The organism is Ruegeria sp. AF5, from assembly GCF_056541905.1.
Genome location: NZ_JBQFYZ010000003.1, coordinates 60,813 through 79,954, shown reverse-complemented (window position 1 = coordinate 79,954; position 19,142 = coordinate 60,813). Strand labels below are relative to the sequence as shown.

General features: G+C 57.3%; 16 protein-coding genes. 10 read left to right on the top strand and 6 right to left on the bottom strand.

Annotation, left to right across the window (positions count from 1 at the left end):
* The first annotated feature begins 149 nt into the window (after positions 1-149).
* Both ACR0DS_RS06595 and ACR0DS_RS06590 read left to right on the top strand, forming a co-directional pair.
* A complete protein-coding gene (locus ACR0DS_RS06595; RefSeq protein ID WP_480481277.1) occupies positions 150-1,307 on the top strand; it encodes an efflux RND transporter periplasmic adaptor subunit in 1,158 nt (385 codons plus the stop codon).
* 3 nt (positions 1,308-1,310) lie between these two features.
* Complete coding sequence (locus ACR0DS_RS06590) at positions 1,311-4,448, top strand: efflux RND transporter permease subunit (protein WP_480558585.1); 3,138 nt, start codon at positions 1,311-1,313, stop codon at positions 4,446-4,448.
* A 42-nt stretch (positions 4,449-4,490) separates the two neighbouring features.
* Here the strand turns inward: ACR0DS_RS06590 and ACR0DS_RS06585 are convergent, their stop codons facing one another.
* Positions 4,491-5,036, bottom strand: coding sequence for a DUF2087 domain-containing protein (locus ACR0DS_RS06585; protein WP_480558587.1), 546 nt, complete (start codon positions 5,034-5,036; stop codon positions 4,491-4,493).
* 194 nt (positions 5,037-5,230) lie between these two features.
* Positions 5,231-6,817: a glycerol-3-phosphate dehydrogenase gene (gene glpD, locus ACR0DS_RS06580; protein ID WP_480558589.1), complete on the bottom strand. Its 1,587-nt coding sequence runs from the start codon at positions 6,815-6,817 to the stop codon at positions 5,231-5,233.
* A 179-nt stretch (positions 6,818-6,996) separates the two neighbouring features.
* On the opposite strand from glpD, the gene ACR0DS_RS06575 reads away from it, so the two are divergent.
* The 6 genes from ACR0DS_RS06575 to ACR0DS_RS06550 all read left to right on the top strand — a co-directional run bounded on the left by ACR0DS_RS06575 (position 6,997) and on the right by ACR0DS_RS06550 (position 11,728).
* Positions 6,997-7,758: a DeoR/GlpR family DNA-binding transcription regulator gene (locus ACR0DS_RS06575; protein WP_480558590.1), complete on the top strand. Its 762-nt coding sequence runs from the start codon at positions 6,997-6,999 to the stop codon at positions 7,756-7,758.
* A 107-nt stretch (positions 7,759-7,865) separates the two neighbouring features.
* A complete protein-coding gene (locus tag ACR0DS_RS06570; protein WP_209595994.1) occupies positions 7,866-8,021 on the top strand; it encodes a DUF5993 family protein in 156 nt (51 codons plus the stop codon).
* Between the two features lie 10 nt (positions 8,022-8,031).
* Positions 8,032-8,601, top strand: a complete 570-nt coding sequence (locus ACR0DS_RS06565) for a disulfide bond formation protein B (RefSeq protein ID WP_480485871.1) — start codon at positions 8,032-8,034, stop codon at positions 8,599-8,601.
* Between the two features lie 35 nt (positions 8,602-8,636).
* Positions 8,637-8,999 (top strand): DUF3302 domain-containing protein, encoded by a 363-nt coding sequence (locus ACR0DS_RS06560; RefSeq protein ID WP_480485873.1) that lies wholly within the window; start codon positions 8,637-8,639, stop codon positions 8,997-8,999.
* A 21-nt stretch (positions 9,000-9,020) separates the two neighbouring features.
* Positions 9,021-10,166, top strand: a complete 1,146-nt coding sequence (locus tag ACR0DS_RS06555; RefSeq protein ID WP_267366155.1) for an HlyD family secretion protein — start codon at positions 9,021-9,023, stop codon at positions 10,164-10,166.
* Between the two features lie 11 nt (positions 10,167-10,177).
* Positions 10,178-11,728 (top strand): efflux transporter outer membrane subunit, encoded by a 1,551-nt coding sequence (locus ACR0DS_RS06550; protein WP_480558592.1) that lies wholly within the window; start codon positions 10,178-10,180, stop codon positions 11,726-11,728.
* 3 nt (positions 11,729-11,731) lie between these two features.
* Here ACR0DS_RS06550 and mprF read toward each other — a convergent pair whose 3' ends face one another.
* Both mprF and ACR0DS_RS06540 read right to left on the bottom strand, forming a co-directional pair.
* A complete protein-coding gene (gene mprF, locus ACR0DS_RS06545; protein ID WP_480558594.1) occupies positions 11,732-14,341 on the bottom strand; it encodes a bifunctional lysylphosphatidylglycerol flippase/synthetase MprF in 2,610 nt (869 codons plus the stop codon).
* A 113-nt stretch (positions 14,342-14,454) separates the two neighbouring features.
* Complete coding sequence (locus tag ACR0DS_RS06540; RefSeq protein ID WP_480472343.1) at positions 14,455-14,883, bottom strand: Lrp/AsnC family transcriptional regulator; 429 nt, start codon at positions 14,881-14,883, stop codon at positions 14,455-14,457.
* A gap of 87 nt (positions 14,884-14,970) precedes the next feature.
* Here ACR0DS_RS06540 and rocF point away from each other — a divergent pair, with 87 nt between their 5' ends.
* Both rocF and ACR0DS_RS06530 read left to right on the top strand, forming a co-directional pair.
* A complete protein-coding gene (rocF, locus tag ACR0DS_RS06535; protein ID WP_267364051.1) occupies positions 14,971-15,891 on the top strand; it encodes an arginase in 921 nt (306 codons plus the stop codon).
* A complete protein-coding gene (locus tag ACR0DS_RS06530; protein WP_480481295.1) occupies positions 15,891-16,934 on the top strand; it encodes an ornithine cyclodeaminase in 1,044 nt (347 codons plus the stop codon). The genes rocF and ACR0DS_RS06530 overlap by 1 nt, the downstream gene beginning before the upstream one ends.
* A 139-nt stretch (positions 16,935-17,073) precedes the next feature.
* On the opposite strand, the gene ACR0DS_RS06525 is transcribed toward ACR0DS_RS06530, so the two are convergent.
* Both ACR0DS_RS06525 and ACR0DS_RS06520 read right to left on the bottom strand, forming a co-directional pair.
* Positions 17,074-18,477: a TRAP transporter large permease gene (locus ACR0DS_RS06525; RefSeq protein WP_480558596.1), complete on the bottom strand. Its 1,404-nt coding sequence runs from the start codon at positions 18,475-18,477 to the stop codon at positions 17,074-17,076.
* Positions 18,478-18,480: 3 nt separating this feature from the next.
* Positions 18,481-19,110, bottom strand: a complete 630-nt coding sequence (locus tag ACR0DS_RS06520; protein WP_480558598.1) for a TRAP transporter small permease — start codon at positions 19,108-19,110, stop codon at positions 18,481-18,483.
* Positions 19,111-19,142 lie beyond the last annotated feature (32 nt).

The following is a 19,142-nucleotide window of genomic DNA, read 5'->3' as shown; positions in this document are numbered from 1 at the left end:
TTTTGGCGTCATCGCAAACCACCTCGGGATTCATCGCGCTTGAGAATTCGTGGCAAACAAGCCATCCTGCAAACAAGTTTTGTCGACTCGCGCGTTTGTGACCGCCGGGATGGACACCAATTGTTTCTGAAATGCACGAGGCTTTCGCCATGTCCCAAGTTTTCCCTTTTCTAACTCAGGTCCGCAATCCAATCGCCACCGCATTATTGCTGATATCCCTGGGACTGGCCCAACCTGCAACTGCACAGGACGAAGGGGCGGCACCGAAAGTTACGATTGCGGCCGCCTACACCGAGGAAATCACCGACGAGGCTTCCTTCATAGGGCGCGCTCAGGCGATCAATAAGGTCGATATCGTGGCCCGCGTGAACGGTTTTCTCAACAGCCGGAATGTCGAGGATGGGGCTACGGTCAAGGAAGGCGACCTGTTGTTCACCATCGAACCTGACCTTTACGAGGCGACATTGGAGGCCCGAAAAGCCGATCTGAACCGGGCCGAGGCAAATCTTGAGTTGGCCAAGGTGGACCTGGCGCGTAAGGAAGAGCTTTACAAGCGCGACGCGACACCTGAATCCGAACGCGACATCGCGCGGGCCAACGAACTGGTCGCCGAGGCTCAGGTCAAGGCCGCAAATGCAGCGATCCAGCAGGCCGAACTGGACCTCAGCTATACACAGATCCACGCGCCTTTTGATGGACGTATAGGCAGCATCACCACCAGTGTCGGTGATGTGGTCGGCCCGACCAACCCGCCGCTGGTGAACATTGTAAGCGAGACGCCGATCTATGTGAATTTCTCGCTCAACGAAAAACTCTTTACTTCGGTTCTTCAGACCGTTGGCGCAAATTCCGCTTCTCTTGCGGACAGCCCGCAAAGCCCCAATGTGCATATCACGCTGCCAAATGGAACAAAGCTGGATGAAACGGGCAGGATCGTATTTGTTGACAATCGTATCGACCCGTTGACCGGCGCGATCACAATGCGCGCCCAGTTCGAAAATGCCGACCGTTTGATCCTGGACGGTGCATTCGTGAATGTGCAGATCGAAGCGTTGCAACCGACCTTGCAAGTTCTGGTGCCGCAAGCTGCGCTGCAACGCGACCAGCGCGGTGACTTTGTGCTTGTAGTAAACGACAAACAGATGGTGGAGCAGCGATACATCACCACAGGCAACACGGAAGGTACCGCCATCATCGTTACCGAAGGTTTGCGTGAAGGCGAAAGCGTGATTGTCGAGGGCCTGCAACGGGTCCGCCCCGGCGTGGCTGTTGACGCGGTCGTCGCCTCTGAACAGCCGGGAGAGTAATCGATGTTCTCAGCCCTGTTCATCAGCCGGCCAAAGCTGGCGTTTGTCATCTCGCTGGTGCTGACCATCATGGGTGGCATCGGTTATCTGGTGCTGCCGGTCGCGCAGTTCCCGGACATTACCCCGCCCGTGGTCAACGTCTCCACCAAATACACCGGCGCAAATGCGGAGACAGTGGAAAACACCGTTGCCGCACCGATCGAGGCGCAGGTCAACGGTGTGGACGACATGATCTACATGACGTCCAGATCGTCTGACAACGGCTCGTATTCGTTGGACGTAACCTTCGAAGTTGGCACCGACCCCGATATCGCCTCGGTCAACGTGCAGAACCGGGTGGCGCAGGCAATGTCGTCGTTGCCCGCCGAAGTGACATCTTCGGGCGTTGTCACACAAAAATCGTCGACCAATATGCTGATGCTGGTCACGCTGACCTCGCCCAATGGCACCTATGACAGCGTGTTTCTTTCCAACTATGCCTCAATCAACCTGCGCGATGCGCTGGCGCGTGTGCAAGGCGTGGGTAAGGCTGATGTTCTGACCAACCTTGAATACGCCATGCGGGTCTGGATGGACCCTGACAAGATGGCAGCCCTGTCCATCACACCAGGCGATGTAATCAACGCGATCCGCGAACAGAATATCGAAGTGTCTGCCGGGTCGATCGGTGCACCGCCTGTGCCCGAAGGGCAGACCTTTCAATACACGATCAAATCCAAAGGTCGACTGACGTCAGCCGAAGAATTTGGCGATATCGTGATCCGTACCGGAGATGCTGGCGCAATTGTCCGCGTAAGGGACATCGCCCGGGTTGAGCTTGGCGCACAGTTCTACTCGGCGTCCGGTTATTTTCAGTCCGTGCCGGCCACCGTGATCGGTATCTATCAAGCCCCCGGCGCAAACGCCCTCGCCGTTTCAGAGCGCGTGCAGACGGAACTGGAGCGGCTGTCCCGCGCATTCCCGACGGATGTCGAATATGAAGTACCCTTCAACACGACAGACTTTGTCGAAGCTTCTTTGAATGACGTCGTATCGACACTGATCCTGACCTTCACCCTCGTGATCTCGGTCGTTTTTGTGTTCCTGGGAAGTTGGCGCGCGACGATCATCCCCGCGGTTGCCATCCCGGTCTCACTGATCGGCACGTTTGCTTTCTTGCTGGCCTTCGGCATGTCGTTGAACACGATCTCGCTGTTCGCGCTGGTATTGGCCATTGGGATCGTGGTTGATGACGCCATCGTCGTGGTCGAAAACGTCGAGCGCATCATCGCTGATGAGGGGCTGCCCCCGGCAGAAGCCACCCGTAAGGCGATGGGGCAGATCACAGGCCCGGTCATCGCGACCACGCTGGTATTGCTGGCGGTATTCGTGCCCGTGACCTTCATGCCGGGCATCTCAGGGCGGCTGTACTCTCAGTTCGCTGTCACGATCTCGACCGCTGTTGTGATCTCGTCCATCAACGCGCTGACACTGTCGCCCGCGCTGTGTGGGCTGGTCCTTAAGGCCCGCTCAGGGCCGCCCAAAGGGCTGCTTGCACTGTTCGAAAACTTCATTGGTGGCGTTCGCAACGGCTATGTCGCCATTGTTCGCAAACTGCTTGTCTTTCCGGCTATCGCGCTGGCCATCGTGGTTGGGCTCGGCATGGGAACAGGGGCAATCATGTCGAACACGTCCGCCGGGTTCATCCCACTGGAAGACAATGGCTATCTCTTTGTCGACGTGCAACTGCCTGACGCCGCGACACTGGAACGGACCGAGGCCGTGACAAAGCGCCTCGATGACCAGATACGCGAGATCCCGGGTGTGTCCAGCACCGTTCTGATCAATGGCTTTTCATTGCTGAACGGCACAATTACCAACGGCGCTGCCATCTTCGTGAACCTCGACAACTGGGCCGAACGGCAGGAGGAGGACCTGAGCGCCAAGGCCATTCTGGGCAAGGTGCTGGCCATCGCGAATAACGAAACCGCAGCCTCGACCGTTGCCTTCAACCCGCCACCAATTCAGGGTCTTGGCATGTCTGCCGGGGTTGAGATGGAGGTGCAGCAAACCGGAGGCGGCTCGCCGCAGGATCTGGCTTCGGCTGTGGGGTCGTTTGTCTATTCGGCCAACCAGCGCCCCGAGATCGGGCAGGCCTATACGACATTCCGTGCCAACGTTCCGCAGCTGTTCGTGGATCTGGACCGCGAGAAAGCCAAAACACTGGACGTCTCGGTGGCTGAAATCTTCCAGACCATGCAAGCCCAGCTGGGGTCGTATTATGTCAACGACTTCAACCTGTTTGGTCGCGTCTATCGCGTAATGATCCAGGCGGAAGGCAGCTATCGCGACAATGTCGATGACATTGCCAGCCTCTATGTGCGTTCACAGAAGGGCGACATGGTGCCACTGGGTACCCTGATTGACGTGGAAAACGTCTTGGGGCCGGTTCTGCTGAAACGGCATAACCTGTTCCGGTCGGCAACGGTGACAGCGGTGCCAGCGCCGGGCCTGTCCAGCGGCGATGCGATCACAGCGATGACAGAGGTCTCTGCTTCGGCCCTGCCGCCGGGATACTCGTTCGAATGGACGGGGACGGCACAACAACAGTTGGCGTCCGGCAGCCTGGTGATCATTATTCTGGGGCTGGCCATCCTATTCGGTTACCTGTTTCTTGTGGGACAGTATGAAAGCTGGACTATGCCGGTCTCGATCCTGCTGTCAGTGGTCGTGGCCCTGTTCGGGGCGGTGGCCGCGGTTGCCATCGTTGGCAGTGACATAAACCTCTATACGCAGATCGGTATGATCATGCTGGTGGGCCTTGCTTCGAAGAACGGCATTCTGATCGTCGAGTTTGCAATGGAACAGCGCGCCAAGGGTCTTTCGATCAAGGACGCTGCCGTCGAGGCCGCTCATCAGCGGTTCCGCGCTGTTATGATGACTGCCCTGTCTTTCCTGTTGGGGGTCGTACCGCTGCTGGCTGCCAATGGTGCGGGTGCGGCCAGCCAGAAAGCCATCGGTGTCGCCGTGTTCGGTGGCATGTTGGCCGCGACGCTGGTTGGCGTGATCGTGGTGCCTGTCCTCTACGCCCTGATGCAAAGCATGCGTGAGTGGCTGAAAGGCAGCAAAAACGATCCCGGCCCTTCAGAAGAAGCGGCCTGATCCGATCAAAGCCCCGCCCATCAGCGGGGCTTTTTTCTGGCGTCAGTCTGGTCTTCCCCGCCGACGTTCAGAGAGTTCCCGGATCACCACCTTTGCTTCTGGTGTCGGTGCCTGCTCGACCCGGCGATAATCCGATCCATCCCGGTTCCGTGTCAGCAGCCCACAGGAAATCATGGTCCGGCGCAGGGTTGCAGGGTCATCAAAACAATGTTCGGCATTGAGGCACACGTTGACCTCACCCTCTTGCAGCACCGCGGCTGCCGGTATCGCAGACCAGAGCCCCCACAAAGACAAAGTCTGCACCGATCGTTTTGACGGCCATTGTCGAAGCCTGCCTTGTGCGTCGAACAGGTGCAATGTACGCTCAACCGTGCGCATGTCAGCAGCCGGTTGTTTCGGACGGGCCTTGATTCGCCTGGCAGCAGCACTGGTGGCGCGCATATGTTGCACGTTCTGAAACCCGGCGGCACGAGCGACCATATTCATCAGTGTCAGGTGCGACGGGCTGGAGCCGCCAAGCTGTTGGGACAGGGTGCGCACGAATCCGGTCAAATCATCGGCGTGCAAGGGTACAGGAGTTTTGCTCATCACAAATCCATATCGGGCGTTTGCGCGATCGTTGGTCGCTGACTTGACGAAACAACGCCCTGATGGTTGCGATAGTTTCAATTACACTGGCAGGTTTAGCACTCTGGTTAAGAGCAGCGACGCCTCGGTGTCTGCCGACCGTGACCAACGGCTAGCACAACACGCATCACCCGCCAAGAGGATAGAAAGATGGATCAGGCCTTGCCGGGGGCCAGCCGTTCAGCCATCCAACCGTCGATCCGCGCGATCTGCTCCGCACTCAGTCGCAGGCCCAGCTTGTTGCGCCTCCAGACGACATCTTCGGCGGTCCGTGCATATTCCTTGTCGATCAGCCACGCGACCTCCCGCTCGGTCAGGGTTGCGCCAAAATCCTCACCCAGATCAGACAGCTGCTGCGCATCCCCAAGGACATCTGTTGCTTCGGTTCCATAGGCCCTGATCAGGCGTGCAGCCCAGGCGGCACCCAGAAACGGATACCTGGCCAAAAGCTGATCAGTCAGGGCTTCAACAGCGTCAACCGGAAAGTCACCGCCCGGCAGCGTCACACCGGCGGTCCAGGGGCCCGGCATATTCGGAAAAAATTCACCAACCTTCTCCAGAGCACTTTCCGCAAGCCGTCGATAGGTGGTGATCTTGCCGCCAAACACGTTCAATACAGGCGCCCCACCCTGCGCATCGACCTTCAGCGTGTAATCCCGCGTTGCGGCGGTGGCACTGCTGGCGCCGTCATCATAAAGCGGCCGCACACCGGAATAGGTCCACACAACATCTTCGCGGGTCACAGCGCGCTTGAAATACTTCGATGCGAAAGCGCACAGATACTCCTGCTCGGCCTCGGTACAGACGGGTTTCGTGTCAGGGTCTGGGTGATCCTGATCCGTTGTGCCGATCAGGGTAAAATCCTGCTCGTATGGTATGGCGAAAATGATGCGGCCGTCTTCGCCTTGAAAAAAATAGCACTTGTCGTGGTCATACAGCCGGGGCGTCACAATATGGCTGCCCCGAACAAGCCGAACACCCTCGCGTGAGTTGACACGGATCTTGGTCTGGATGATGTCACCGACCCAAGGGCCACCCGCGTTGATCAGCATTCTGGCCCGGACAAGACGGGTTTCGCCGCTGTTGCGATTACGAATGGATATCTGCCAAAGGTCGTCCACCCGCTCGGCCGAAATCACCTCGGTTCGCACCATGATCTGCGCACCGCGCGCCTCGGCGTCGCGGGCATTCAGGACCACCAACCGTGAATCTTCGATCCAGCAATCAGAGTATTCATAAGCCGTTTCGAACTTGTCCTGTAACGGGACGCCTTCCGGAGCCGATCGCAGGTTCAGTGATGTGGTGCCCGGCAGAATTTTGCGGCCACCCAGATTGTCATACATGAACAAACCCAACCGGATCAGCCAAGCCGGACGCCGCCCCCGCATCCACGGCATGACCGTACTGAGCAGCCGGGAGGTCGGCGTTTCCGAGTCAAACCGCATGTCCTTGTGGTAGGGCAGCACAAAGCGCATCGGCCAGCTGATATGCGGCATCGCGCGCAACAGGGTTTCACGCTCGATCAGAGCCTCACGGACCAGACGGATTTCGAAATACTCCAGGTAGCGTAACCCGCCATGAAACAATTTCGTCGAGGCTGATGATGTGGCCGAGGCCAGATCATTCATCTCTGCCAATGTAACTGACAGCCCGCGACCAGCAGCATCCCGAGCGATGCCGCAACCATTGATCCCGCCCCCGATGATAAAAAGGTCCGTTGTCTGAACGTCCGCTGACTGCATGCCAATGATTCCTTGTCAGGATGGATGACAGGCATTTGCCAGAACATCCTTCGTATGGTCAATGTTTATGTTCGATTTTTTTCGCTTTGCAACACTAACCTGAAATCTCCTAATACCGTTCTTGCAAAATCGGCCAAAAAGAACAAAAACGAAAGAAACACTTCAAGTTTGGAAACACCATGTCCCTGTCTTTTCGCCAATCTGACATTCTGGACATTGCCGGGGCCGAAGGCCGCGTCACCGTTGACGGGTTGGCCGAAAGATTTGGTGTCACGGTCCAGACGATCCGGCGCGACCTGACCGAGTTGGCCGAGGCAGGTAAACTGGATCGGGTGCATGGCGGCGCGGTGCTGCGCTCGGGCGTGTCAAACATCGGATATGAAGACCGCCGTGCCCTGAACGCCGACGCCAAGACCCGTATTGCACAGGCTTGCGCCACCGATATCCCCGACGGCGCATCGATCTTCATGAACATCGGAACCTCGACCGAGGCCGTGGCGCGGCAATTGCTGAACCACAAGAATCTGATGGTTGTGACCAACAACATCAATGTCGCAAACATTCTGATTGAGAACCCGGATTGTGAGGTCGTCATGGCCGGTGGCGTCCTGCGGCGCACCGACGGCGGGTTGATCGGGAACCTGACTGTTTCGACCATTCGGCAATTCAAATTTGACCTTGCCGTAATCGGCTGTTCAGCTTTGGACACTGACGGAGATCTTCTGGACTTCGACTTTCAGGAGGTACAAGTCAGCCAGACCATCATTGCGCAGGCACGCCGCACATTTCTGGTTGCCGACTATTCCAAGTTTCACCGCTCGGCCCCGGCGCGCATCGCTTCTTTGGCTGAAATCGATGCGATTTACACGGATGCGCCGTTACCTGGCGATCTGCACCTGCGCGGTCAGGAATGGCAAACGGACATCGTCCTGTGTAACTAGCGGACATTAAGAATAGTCTCCAATTTACCGCGCCGCTTGCCAGATGCCACCCGGCCTGACACTATCGTTTGCATAAAGATATGTGCACGGGAGGGGAGCACCGGGCCATGATTGCGCTTTTATTTGCATTACTTACTGCCACGATGGGGCTCAACTATTTCAACATGACAAAGGCAGGCAATGCGCTGTTCTTCCTTACGATTGCCCTGAGTATCTACTGGTTGAAATTCCACGCCACCAGTCAGCTGACAATTCAGCTTTGAGGGCCTCATCATGACACCCGAACTGTCACGTACACTAAACGCGATCGGAATGCTGGCCGTCAGTCTCGTTCTGGCGCTGGCGTTCTTCTATCAACTTGTCCTTTACGAACTGCCCTGTCCGCTTTGCCTGTTGCAGCGTGTCGGCTTTGTAGCCGTCGGCGTCGGGCTGGGCCTGAACCTGCTTTATGGCGCGCGACCGCAGCACTATGCCATCATGCTCATTGCCGCTTTGTATGGCGGCAGTGTTTCGATCCGGCAAATCCTGTTGCACATTGTGCCTGGAACCGGCCATTACGGATCGCCCGTTCTGGGGCTGCATTATTACACTTGGGCGGGCATCGCCTTTTTCCTTGTCCTGCTGGGTACGTCGTTCATGCTGCTGTTTGATCGCCAATATGACTCGGGCGCGGCCAGCGAGGTACATTTTGGGGGAAACAAGCTGGCCAAAACCGCCTTCTTTGTCATGCTGGCACTTGCCGTACTGAACGCCGGTTCAACTCTGCTGGAATGCGGACCGGGCATTTGTGATGACCCGCCAACGGACTACAAGTTGATTGACGAACTGAAAACGAATGACTGAGGATACCCTAACCTTCCCCTGATGGAGGCACACACATGGGACTATTGGGCCAGCCGCTGGGCTATTATGACTATCTGACATTGGTCGCGCTGATCCTGCTGCTTGCAGCAGTTATGGCGCTGTTCCTGTTCATTATGGGCCTTCCGGGGCGGATCGCGATCAAACGTAATCATCCCCATGCCGAAGCCGTAAAGATCATGGGATGGATGGGGTTTTTGGCTGTCGTGCCTTGGGTTCACGCCTTCATGTGGGCTTTCCACGATGGCGTCACGGTCGATATTCGCCGGGGCCCGGACGAGGAAAAAGATGCCATTCGCGATGAAATCAAACGCCTTGGCGGCAAGGTCAAACCCGAATACCAGGATCGTCTGGACACAGATGACACACAACCCAGTTAAGACCGAAGGACCCTATTTCCTATGTTCGTCGCCCTCGGCATCACGCTGTTCTACATCATTTTCGTCTGGCTCATTTTTTTCAAGCTGGAATGGCTGAAGTTCAACATTGCCTGGGGCATTGTTTCGTTCTGGGTGGGTGCACACCTGCTGTTGATCTTCCTTGTGGCATTGCGCTTCTTTCAGCCGTTTTCAGCAGACAGCCACGTGGTACGTTCGACCATACAGATCATCCCCAAGCTGACACAGCCGACGATTCTGTCCGAGGTTCTTGTTGAACCGAATACACCGGTCGCAAAGGGCGATCCGCTGTATCGGTTCGATGATACGGTGTTTTCGCTGGCGGTCGATAATGCGCAGGCCCAGTTGGTGGCGGCACAGCAGAACGCCAAAATCCTTGAACAGGATGTCATTGCGTCGACCGAAGCTGTCGAACGGGCCAATGCGCAATTGGCCTATGCGCAAACCCAACAGGCGCGGTATGAGAATCTTGTTCCGGCCGGAGGCGCCCGTCAGGACGATCTGGATCGATGGAACGAACAGGTGACGGAAGATCAGGCCGCCGTCAAACAGGCTGGGGCCAACCTGACCAAGGCTCAACTGGCGCTGGAATCGCAGATTGACGGCGTGAACACGGGCATCCTTCAGGCGCAGGCGCAATTGGCCGAAGCCGAGTATTTTCTGGAAAACACAACAATCTATGCGCCTGAAAATGGCATGATCGTCTCACAGCAGGCCCGCCCCGGATTGGTAGTCGGTGACGTCCGGTTGGGTGCGATTGCCAGCTTCGTGACTGATGAAAGCCCTTATATCCTTGCCACATTCCGCCAGCAGAACCTGAAATTTGTCGAACCGGGACAAGAGGTCGAAGTCGCGCTTGATCTTTATCCCGGTGAAATCCTGACGGGCAAGGTCGAAGCGATCTGGTGGGCCACCCGTCAAGGGCAACTCATCCCGTCGGGCCGCCTGCCCGGTTTCGAGCTGCCCAAACTGCCCGGTCGGATTGCGGTTCAGATCACCGTCGATGTGCCGGAAGACCACATCTTCCCAGCGGGCGGCCATGCCGCTGTGGCAATCTATACAGGCCAGGGCAAAAGTTTTGAGTTTCTGAGGCGCATCAACATCCGCCTTTATTCCTTCGCCAACTTCATCCGACCCCTGGATATCTGAGGATGCGCGCCATGACACTCCGCAGGTTGTTGGGAACCGCCATTTGCGCCGCCACTCTCGCGGCTTGCACACCCGTTGGACCGGATTTTGTGCGCCCCAATTCACCTGTCGTAAAACAATGGATTGAGGTCAACAACCCCAGCGCCAGTCAAAGCGGGCTGACGTCGCGCAGTGCGCCTGTCGTGAAATGGTGGCAGACATTCAATGATCCGACCCTTAACAAACTGATTGCCGAGGCCTACGCCCAGAACCTGACACTTCAGGTCGCTGGTGCGCGGGTTTTGCAGGCGCGCGCGCAACTGGGTATCGCCTTTGGCGAGCTTTACCCGCAGTCGCAGGCCACTGGCGGCTCGCTTGAACGGCGCCAGATCAGCGACAATCTGGGGCCAATTTCGGATGTCAATCGCGTCATCCCGCTGGATACCGAGTTCTCGACCTCGCAAGTCGGCTTCGATGCCCAGTGGGAGTTGGACGTCTGGGGCGCGCAGCGGCGCGGCGTTCAGGCCGCGCGATCCAATCTGGCCCTGCAAGTAGCAAACTACGACGACGCGCTGGTGACGCTGACCGGGGATGTCGCCGCGCTTTACGTCAATATCCGGGCGCTGCAAGAGACGCTGGCAATTGCGCGCGAGAACATCAAATTGCAGCAGGACTCGGCAGACCTGACTCAGCTGCGGTTTAACAATGGCGTCACCACGGAACTGGACGTACAGGAATCCGCCGCCCTGCTGAACAACACCAAGGCGCTGGTACCCGAACTGGAAAGCGACCTGCAACAGACCAAGAACGCGCTTGCGGTGTTGTTGGGCACGACACCTTCACGCATGACCGGTCTGCTGGGCAATACCGGCCGCATTCCATCGGCCCGGGCAAATGTGGCAGTGGGCGTTCCCGCTGAATTGCTGCGCCGCCGCCCGGATGTACGCGCGGCTGAACTGGCGGCAGCCACGCAATCGGCACAAGTGGGCATCGCGATGGCGGACCTGTATCCCCAATTCATCCTGTCAGGCGCAATCGGTCTGCAGGCATCCGGCGGGCGCGATCTGTTCAGCGGTGGCAGCACCACCGGTCTGGCCAGTGCCGGTGTGGTCTGGAATGTGCTGAACTATGGCCGCATCAAGAACAATGTTCGCGCGCAGGACGCCGCTTACCAGGCGCTGATTGCGAATTATCAGAACACTGTGCTGACCGCTTATTCCGAGGTTGAAAGTGCCATGGTCGCTTATGCGCAGGCACGTAAGCAGGTCGGGTTCTATCAGCAAAGTGTCGAAGCCTCACGCAAAGCTGCCGAAATCGCCGTCAGCCAATATACAGATGGCATTGCCGATTATTCGCGCGTGCTGAACACCCAGACCGCACTATTGCGGTCGCAGGCCAATCTGATCGAGGCACGGCAGCAGGTATCCAGCAATCTGGTGGCGGTTTACAAGGGTCTGGGCGGCGGATGGCAAATCCGGCAAAATCAGGAATTCCTGCCCGAAACCGTTCTGGCCGAGATGGCCTATCGCACGGATTGGGGCGATCTGCTGCAGAAAACCCCAACCCGCGCAAGCCTGAATTAGGTGCTACTTGGTTAACCCGCGCAACCCGCCCGAGATCAGGATATTAACCTCATAGAGGATGCGGGGCGCGGCCAGCCCGCCGGGGCTGGCCAGATAATTCGGGCTCCATTCCGGATCGAACTTCTGCTTGAACGCACGAAGGCCCTCAAAATGGTAGAACTGTTCGCCATGTTCGTAAACGAACCCACCGATGCGGTTCCAAAGCGAAGCAAGCTGACGGTTTTCGATCCCTGAGAACGGTGCGGCACCCAGTGAAAACCAGTGAAACCCCTGCTGCGCACCCCAATCCATCATGTCGGCGAAAAGAGCGTCCATGACGAAACTTGGGCTATCGGGTTCATAGCGCATGAGATCCAGTGACAGCTCGGACTTGTTCCCTCCTTGGAACAGATTGGCAAAGGCCATGACCTTGCCGGTGTTGCCATCACGCAGGATCGCATGATCGAAATAGGACAGGTATTGATCATCAAACCCCCCCAGTGCAAAGCCCTTTTCTGCACCGGCCTTTTGCGCAAGCCAGCGGTCTGAAATCCCACGCAAATCTGACAACAGAGGCGCCAGTTCTTCTTTCGGAATGATCTCGAACACATATCCTTCGCGTTGAGCACGGTTCTTGGCCTGCCGGAACCGCTTGCGCGACTTTCCGTCCAGCGAGAAATCGTGCAATGACACCCGCGCAACCTCGCCAATCTTCAGGATCGACAGTCCAAGATCCAGAAAAGTCGGCAGATATTTGGTCGAGACACTGTAGAACGCGCAAAGTTTACCTTCGCGATCCGCCATTTCCCGGAGCTGCCAAATCAGTTGCTGCCCGGCCCTCTCGTCACCAACCGGTTCTCCTTTTGAAATCAGCGCATTGCCCGTGTCTGCATACGCTAAGAATGCGGTCTCATCCGGTGAGATCAGGAATTGCTTGTCACCGGTGAGCGAGATTTGCGACTCCGTATCCTCACTCTCCATCACCAGCCGCTCGACAACCTCTGGGATTTCAACCCGCTGTGGTGTCGGAACCTCACGCCCGAACAGAGAGTTCACGGCAACAATGCCCACGATCACGGCCACAACAAGGCTGGACCGCAGAAAGCGCGAGGCGTCACCGTTCCAGGCAAACTGCCACCACAGATCGTTTTGGTATTCGACATGTGAATATGCAAACAGCCCGATCCAGAAAATCACTGCCAGCAGAACCACGACACTGATCAGCCATGGGATGTTCAGCCGAAATATCGACGCACCACTGACCCGGTAGAACGCGCCACGAAACATAGCCAGCAGCCCAATCGTTCCCAGCATCGAAAACGCCTCGTGGATGTCGAGCCCCTTTGCAAGCGACGCAAAGAACCCCACACCCATCAACACCATCGCAACGACCCATGCCCGGTAGAGCTTGCGGAACAACCCGCGCGACACCAGCAATAGCAACACCCCAACGACACTGCCTGCAAGATGCGAAGCCTCGACAAACGAAAGCGGCAGCATATCTTTCAGCGTGCTGAGCTTTTGCGCCCCCGCTGGTAGCGCGCCCGACACCAGCAAGATTACCCCGGCCACCGCGGCAACCCCGGCCGCGACCATCGGAACCATGGGACGGATCACGCGATAGACCCAGATGGCGGCACCGCCGATCATGTGTCTTTGGGTCAAGGCAGATGCAACGGCAATGGAAAGGCTGGCGACTACAAATGGTAGAAAAGTGTAAACCACCCGGTACAGCAGCAACGCAGCAATCACATCCGAACGGCCTGACGCCCCCAGACCGGCAATCAATGTCGCCTCAAACACGCCAATCCCACCCGGCGCATGGCTCAGGATTCCAACGGCAATGGCGGCGATATAGATCGTGAAGAAATACGGGTACCCGACACCCAGATCATCCGGCATCAGTACGTAAAGCACCATGGATGCGCCAAACAGGTCCCCAATGGCAGCCAACGTCAGCAGGCCCGCCAGTTTACCTCCGGGCAAATCGAAACCGACGCCCGCAACAGCCAACCGCCGGCCACCGCTGGACAGCCAAATGAACATCGCAACAAATGCAGCCAGCAAGCACAACCCTATGGTGGTTTCGACCGTTTCGCTGACGGGCATCACCTTGGATATTCCATCCGGGTGCAGGGTCAGCAATAAGCCCAAAATCAGGATCAGACCCATCCAGAACGCCACCCACGAGGTCGCGATTACGCCAGCCACCCGGCCAAGGTCCAAGCCAAGCGACGCGTATATCCGATACCGGATCGCGGTTCCCGTGATGTAGGAAAACCCAAGGCAGTTCGACACCGCGTATCCGCTGGCTCCGGCCATCCCCGCCACAGGTAACGGCACCTTGCCATCTGCCACGCTCTGTACCGCGAACACATCATAGAGCGACAGCGACAAAAAGCTGAACGCTGTCCAGCACATCGCAAAAACCATCAATTTCCATGATGTCGCCGAAATATCGGTCTGGACATCCGACCATTTCACATGGGCCGACAGATCGTGCAAAACCGAAAGGGCAATCCCGGTAATAACGACCGGTATCGCGATGCGCAGCCAGGGTTTTTCCAGCAGACCAGCAAGTCGTTCGGCCCACTGTCCGGCCAAAGGTTCGTCACCATTTTCAGATGTGGTCATGCCGCAAGCCTTCCGGAAATACTGAACCCTTAGTCAGCAAGCGGCCTACCTAAGGGTAAGTCGCACCCTGTCTACTCACAAACTCTGGCACAAGTCGCATTCATCTCAAAGCACTAGAGCCGCCCCTTGCGTGTTGACAGCAGCAGGTTCGTTTCCGAACGTGTAACGCCGTCGATCCTGCGAATATGAAACAGAACCTCGTCCAGTTCGGCCAGAGTTTCAGTACTGATTTCGGCAATCAAATCCCAACTGCCGTTGGTCGAATGGACCGCCGTGACCTGCCGCATGGCTCCGATCCGGGACATCACGCGCTCGGTGCCACGCCCCTCGATTTCCAGCATCATCAGCCCACGTACCGGGCTTTGCGCCAGATCCCGACGCGTCAACACGGTAAAACCAACGATCTCTCCGGATTGCTTGAGCCGTTGCAAACGGCTGCGCACCGTAGTGCGGGTCACACCAAGTGTTTCTGACAGCTCTGACAGGCTGGCGCGCGCGTCACGTTGCAAGGCGCCCAGCAGACGACTATCCAATTCGTCCATATTACCTTCTCATTAAGGAGCTTCCTGATCCATTTTGAGCATTTTGTGCTCTTCACGCAAGACACAGTGACGGCCTAAATGGACCACATGGAACGCAAAAACATCATTTTAGTCGGCGCGCCGATGGACGCCGGGAAACGGCGTCAGGGTTGCCGAATGGGTCCTGACGCATATCGCGTGGCCGGGCTGGATCAGGCCTTGGCCGATCTTGGTCACTCCGTTTGCGATTGGGGCGACGTGCAACCTGAAAAAACGGACCTGCCCGAGCATCCGCACCTGTTCGCGCTGCCCGAATGCGTCGGATGGACGCAAGCGCTGAGCAAGACCGCACTGACAGCAGCTAAACAGGGCATTCCAATCTTCATGGGCGGCGATCACGCATTGTCCATGGGAACCGTGACCGGGATGGCCGCCTATGCTGCTAAGGTCGACCGCCCGCTATTCGTTCTGTGGCTGGATGCGCATAGTGATTTTCACACCCCCGACAGTACAGACAGCGGCAACCTGCATGGCACACCTGTCGCCTATTTCACAGGAAGGTCGGGATTCGAGGCGCTTCCGCCCTTACCCGCTGTCGTGCCAACGGACCGAGTCGGCATGATTGGCCTGCGCTCTGTCGACCCGGCGGAACGTTTGGCGCTGGAACAGGACCGCGCCATGCTGGCCGACATGCGCAGCATTGACGAACATGGGATCAAGGCGCCGTTGCTGGCGTTCCTGGATCGCGTGAAAGCCGAAAACGCTCTTCTCCACGTCTCGTTGGATGTTGATTTCCTGGATCCGGCCATTGCCCCTGCCGTCGGCACCACTGTTCCCGGCGGTGCGACCGAACGCGAGGCTCATCTGGTCATGGAACTGCTACATGAAAGCGGACTGGTCAGTTCTCTGGATCTTGTCGAACTGAACCCGTTTCTGGATGAACGTGGCCGCACTGCAAAGCTGATGGTCGATCTGGCCGCCTCACTTATGGGCCGCCGCATCTTTGACCGCCCCACCCGGAGTTTCTGATGACCCAACCTTCTGAAAAGGCGCTCGTGCCTTTCGTGTCCGTCGACAACATGATGCGGCTGATTCACCACATAGGTGTCGAACAGATGATCGTACAGATCGCCGATCAGATCGAATCCGATTTCAAACGGTGGGAAAGCTTTGACAAGACCCCGCGCATTCCGGCGCATTCACCCCACGGAGTGATTGAACTGATGCCCACCTCGGATGGGGAGGCATATGGGTTCAAATACGTGAACGGACATCCCAAAAACACCTCCGAGGGTCTGCAAACTGTGACCGCATTCGGATTGCTGGCGGATGTTTACACCGGGTATCCCACTCTGCTGACCGAAATGACGATGCTGACTGCATTGCGCACGGCGGCGACGTCCGCTCTGGTCGGGCGCTATCTTGCCCCAAAGAATGCCACGACCATGGCCATGATCGGCAATGGGGCGCAGTCCGAATTCCAATGCCTCGCTTTCAAGGCAATGTGCGGGATCGACACTGTCCGGCTTTACGATACCGATCCCGGTGCAACAGCGAAATGCACCGCAAACCTGCAAGGCAAAGGCCTGACGGTCATCCCATGCAAGACGCCGGAAGACGCTATTGAAGGTGCTCAGATCATCACCACTTGCACGGCCGACAAGAAATACGCCACCATCCTCACCGACAACATGGTCGGCCCCGGCGTCCACATCAACGCCATCGGTGGCGATTGTCCCGGCAAGACTGAATTGCATCGGGATATCCTGCTGCGCTCGGACATCTTTGTCGAATACCCCGAGCAAACCCGGATCGAGGGCGAGATTCAAGCGCTGGATGCTGATCATCCCGTGACCGAGATGTGGCAGGTTATGACCGGAGCTGTCAAAGGGCGCACAGACGACCGCCAAATCACCCTGTTCGACAGTGTTGGCTTCGCGATCGAAGATTTCTCAGCCCTGCGCTATGTCAAGCAGGTGATCGAAGGCACTGCGTTCTTTGAGCCTCTGGACATGTTGGCCGACCCGGACGATCCGCGCGACCTGTTCGGAATGCTGATGCGGGCCGGTTAGGCGCACCTAAGGGGGCTCTGCCCCCGCCGCCCGTGCCGGACGCCTCCCCCGGGATATTTATTGGCCAGATGAAGCAGGGGATCCGTTCTTCATCTGGCTTTAAATATCCCGGAGCGCGAGGCAGAGCCTCGCATCCTACCTACCCCGCAAGCGATGGCAGGTAGAGTACAATACCAGGGAAAGCCACGAGCATTGCTATGGTCAGCGCGTCGGCCACGAAAAAGGGTGTCACACCCCTGAAAACATCCTGAACACTCAAATCCGGTCGCACCCCGGCGACGACAAAGCAGTTGAGTCCGATGGGCGGTGTGATCAGGCAGAATTCGGCCATTTTGACGACCAGAATTCCAAACCAAATCGCGCACATCGGCCCGGACATGCCAAACGCACTGTCTGCAGCACTGACCGTTTCACCACCGTTCAGCGCCATGACCGCCGGATAAACAACAGGCAAGGTCAAAAGAAGCATTCCAATCGCATCCATGAACATGCCCAACACGGCGTAGGCAAGAAGAATACAGATCAGGATCAACATGGGCGACATCTCGAGCCCGGTTATCCAGTCAGAAAAGGCGCCCGGAAGATCTGCGAACCCTAGAAACCGCACATAGATCAGAACGCCCCAGATGATCGAAAAGATCATCGCAGTAAGCTTGGCCGTCTCTAGCAACGCGGATTTGAACTCGCTCCAACGCATGCCGTGAAACAGCGCGAAGCAGAAGACAATGAAGGCGCCGATTGCGCCGCCTTCCGTCGGCGTGCCCCACGCTTTTTCACCAAATGGGTTATAGACAAAGCAGATGATGATCAGGATGACGGCGACAATAGGAATGGCTCCGGGAAGGGCCGAAAAGCGCTGTTTCCATGTAAAGCCTGTGACCGGAGGACCGACGGATTTAAATATCACAGCGATCCCGACAATCAGCACGGCATAGATGATCGCTGAAAACGCGCCCGGAATGAACCCCGCCAACAGCAGCTTTCCGACATCCTGCTCGACGATGATCGCGTAGATCACCAGAATAGCCGATGGTGGAATCAGTGATGCCAGCGTTCCTCCGGCGGCCACCACACCAGCAGCAAAGCGTTTGTTGTAGCCTACCTTCAGCATTTCCGGGATCGCGATGCGGGCGAAGACGGCAGAGGTGGCAACCGAGGCACCCGACACCGCGGCGAAACCAGCAGTGGCGAATACGGTTGAAACCGCCAACCCTCCGGGAACCCATGCGACCCAGCGTTTGGCAGCTTCAAACAACGCCCGCGTGAGACCTGCGTAATAAGCCAGATACCCGATCAGGATAAAGGTCGGGATCAGGCTAAGGGTATGAGAGGCAACTTTGGAATGCGGCACTTGCCCGGCGGTTTTTACCGCAACAGTCAGCGCTTTACCGAACCGCGCCGGATCATACCCAAACTTGGCCCAAAAAATCCAAACAAGCCCAATTAGCCCGGCCAAGCCCGCAGCGAAGGCCACGCGCATGCCGACCACGACAAAGATCAGAAGCCCGCCCGTGACCCAGAGGCCAATTTCAATCGTGTCCATAAATCAGTCCTGCCCTTCGAACTGTTCGGCCTCAGCCGCTGCTTGTGCTGCCGCGTTCTGTATCAACGGAACGGCCACCGGAGTTTCCAATCCCAGCCATAATGCGCGGCCATAGCCCCAAGCCTGCAAGGCAAGCCGCAGGCACAGTACGGAAAACGCAACGGGGGCCAGTAGTTTGGCGGGCCACAATGGAATCCCGATATCAATGGAACTGTCGCGGCTCCACAATGGTGCACCGAAATCAAAGGAGCGGTCGAAGTGAGACCAGCTGCCCCAAACCAGTGCAAGCATCAGAAGCAGGATCAAAACCACCGAGATCAGTTCGAACAACCACAACCCTCTGCCGTGAAGGCGCGACAGAACGATGTCCATGCGGATGTGGCCACCGTCGCGTTGAACATAAGAAATGCCAAGAAATGCAATCAATGGCATCGCCTGTTCGATCCAGTCAACATATCCTGGCAATGGGGCATTCAGGGCATTGCGCCCACTGACCGAGATAACGGCCAGGACCATCAGGCCAAATACTGCCAAACCGCTGATGAGCGCTAGAAAACGCTCCAGTTTCAACAACTGCTGATCCAGCTGGCTCAGACGACTTCCGTCCACCAGCACCGTGGCCTGTCCTGCCATTCCAGTGTTCCCCAATATTAGTGTACCGGGTG

What these genes read in the sequence shown, in the direction of transcription:
- ACR0DS_RS06595 (WP_480481277.1), top strand. Translation starts at nt 150, where the DNA reads ATGTCCCAAGTTTTCCCTTTTCTAACTCAGGTCCGCAATCCAATCGCC.
- ACR0DS_RS06590 (WP_480558585.1), top strand. Translation starts at nt 1,311, where the DNA reads ATGTTCTCAGCCCTGTTCATCAGCCGGCCAAAGCTGGCGTTTGTCATC.
- ACR0DS_RS06585 (WP_480558587.1), bottom strand. Translation starts at nt 5,036, where the DNA reads ATGAGCAAAACTCCTGTACCCTTGCACGCCGATGATTTGACCGGATTC.
- glpD (WP_480558589.1), bottom strand. Translation starts at nt 6,817, where the DNA reads ATGCAGTCAGCGGACGTTCAGACAACGGACCTTTTTATCATCGGGGGC.
- ACR0DS_RS06575 (WP_480558590.1), top strand. Translation starts at nt 6,997, where the DNA reads ATGTCCCTGTCTTTTCGCCAATCTGACATTCTGGACATTGCCGGGGCC.
- ACR0DS_RS06570 (WP_209595994.1), top strand. Translation starts at nt 7,866, where the DNA reads ATGATTGCGCTTTTATTTGCATTACTTACTGCCACGATGGGGCTCAAC.
- ACR0DS_RS06565 (WP_480485871.1), top strand. Translation starts at nt 8,032, where the DNA reads ATGACACCCGAACTGTCACGTACACTAAACGCGATCGGAATGCTGGCC.
- ACR0DS_RS06560 (WP_480485873.1), top strand. Translation starts at nt 8,637, where the DNA reads ATGGGACTATTGGGCCAGCCGCTGGGCTATTATGACTATCTGACATTG.
- ACR0DS_RS06555 (WP_267366155.1), top strand. Translation starts at nt 9,021, where the DNA reads ATGTTCGTCGCCCTCGGCATCACGCTGTTCTACATCATTTTCGTCTGG.
- ACR0DS_RS06550 (WP_480558592.1), top strand. Translation starts at nt 10,178, where the DNA reads ATGACACTCCGCAGGTTGTTGGGAACCGCCATTTGCGCCGCCACTCTC.
- mprF (WP_480558594.1), bottom strand. Translation starts at nt 14,341, where the DNA reads ATGACCACATCTGAAAATGGTGACGAACCTTTGGCCGGACAGTGGGCC.
- ACR0DS_RS06540 (WP_480472343.1), bottom strand. Translation starts at nt 14,883, where the DNA reads ATGGACGAATTGGATAGTCGTCTGCTGGGCGCCTTGCAACGTGACGCG.
- rocF (WP_267364051.1), top strand. Translation starts at nt 14,971, where the DNA reads ATGGAACGCAAAAACATCATTTTAGTCGGCGCGCCGATGGACGCCGGG.
- ACR0DS_RS06530 (WP_480481295.1), top strand. Translation starts at nt 15,891, where the DNA reads ATGACCCAACCTTCTGAAAAGGCGCTCGTGCCTTTCGTGTCCGTCGAC.
- ACR0DS_RS06525 (WP_480558596.1), bottom strand. Translation starts at nt 18,477, where the DNA reads ATGGACACGATTGAAATTGGCCTCTGGGTCACGGGCGGGCTTCTGATC.
- ACR0DS_RS06520 (WP_480558598.1), bottom strand. Translation starts at nt 19,110, where the DNA reads ATGGCAGGACAGGCCACGGTGCTGGTGGACGGAAGTCGTCTGAGCCAG.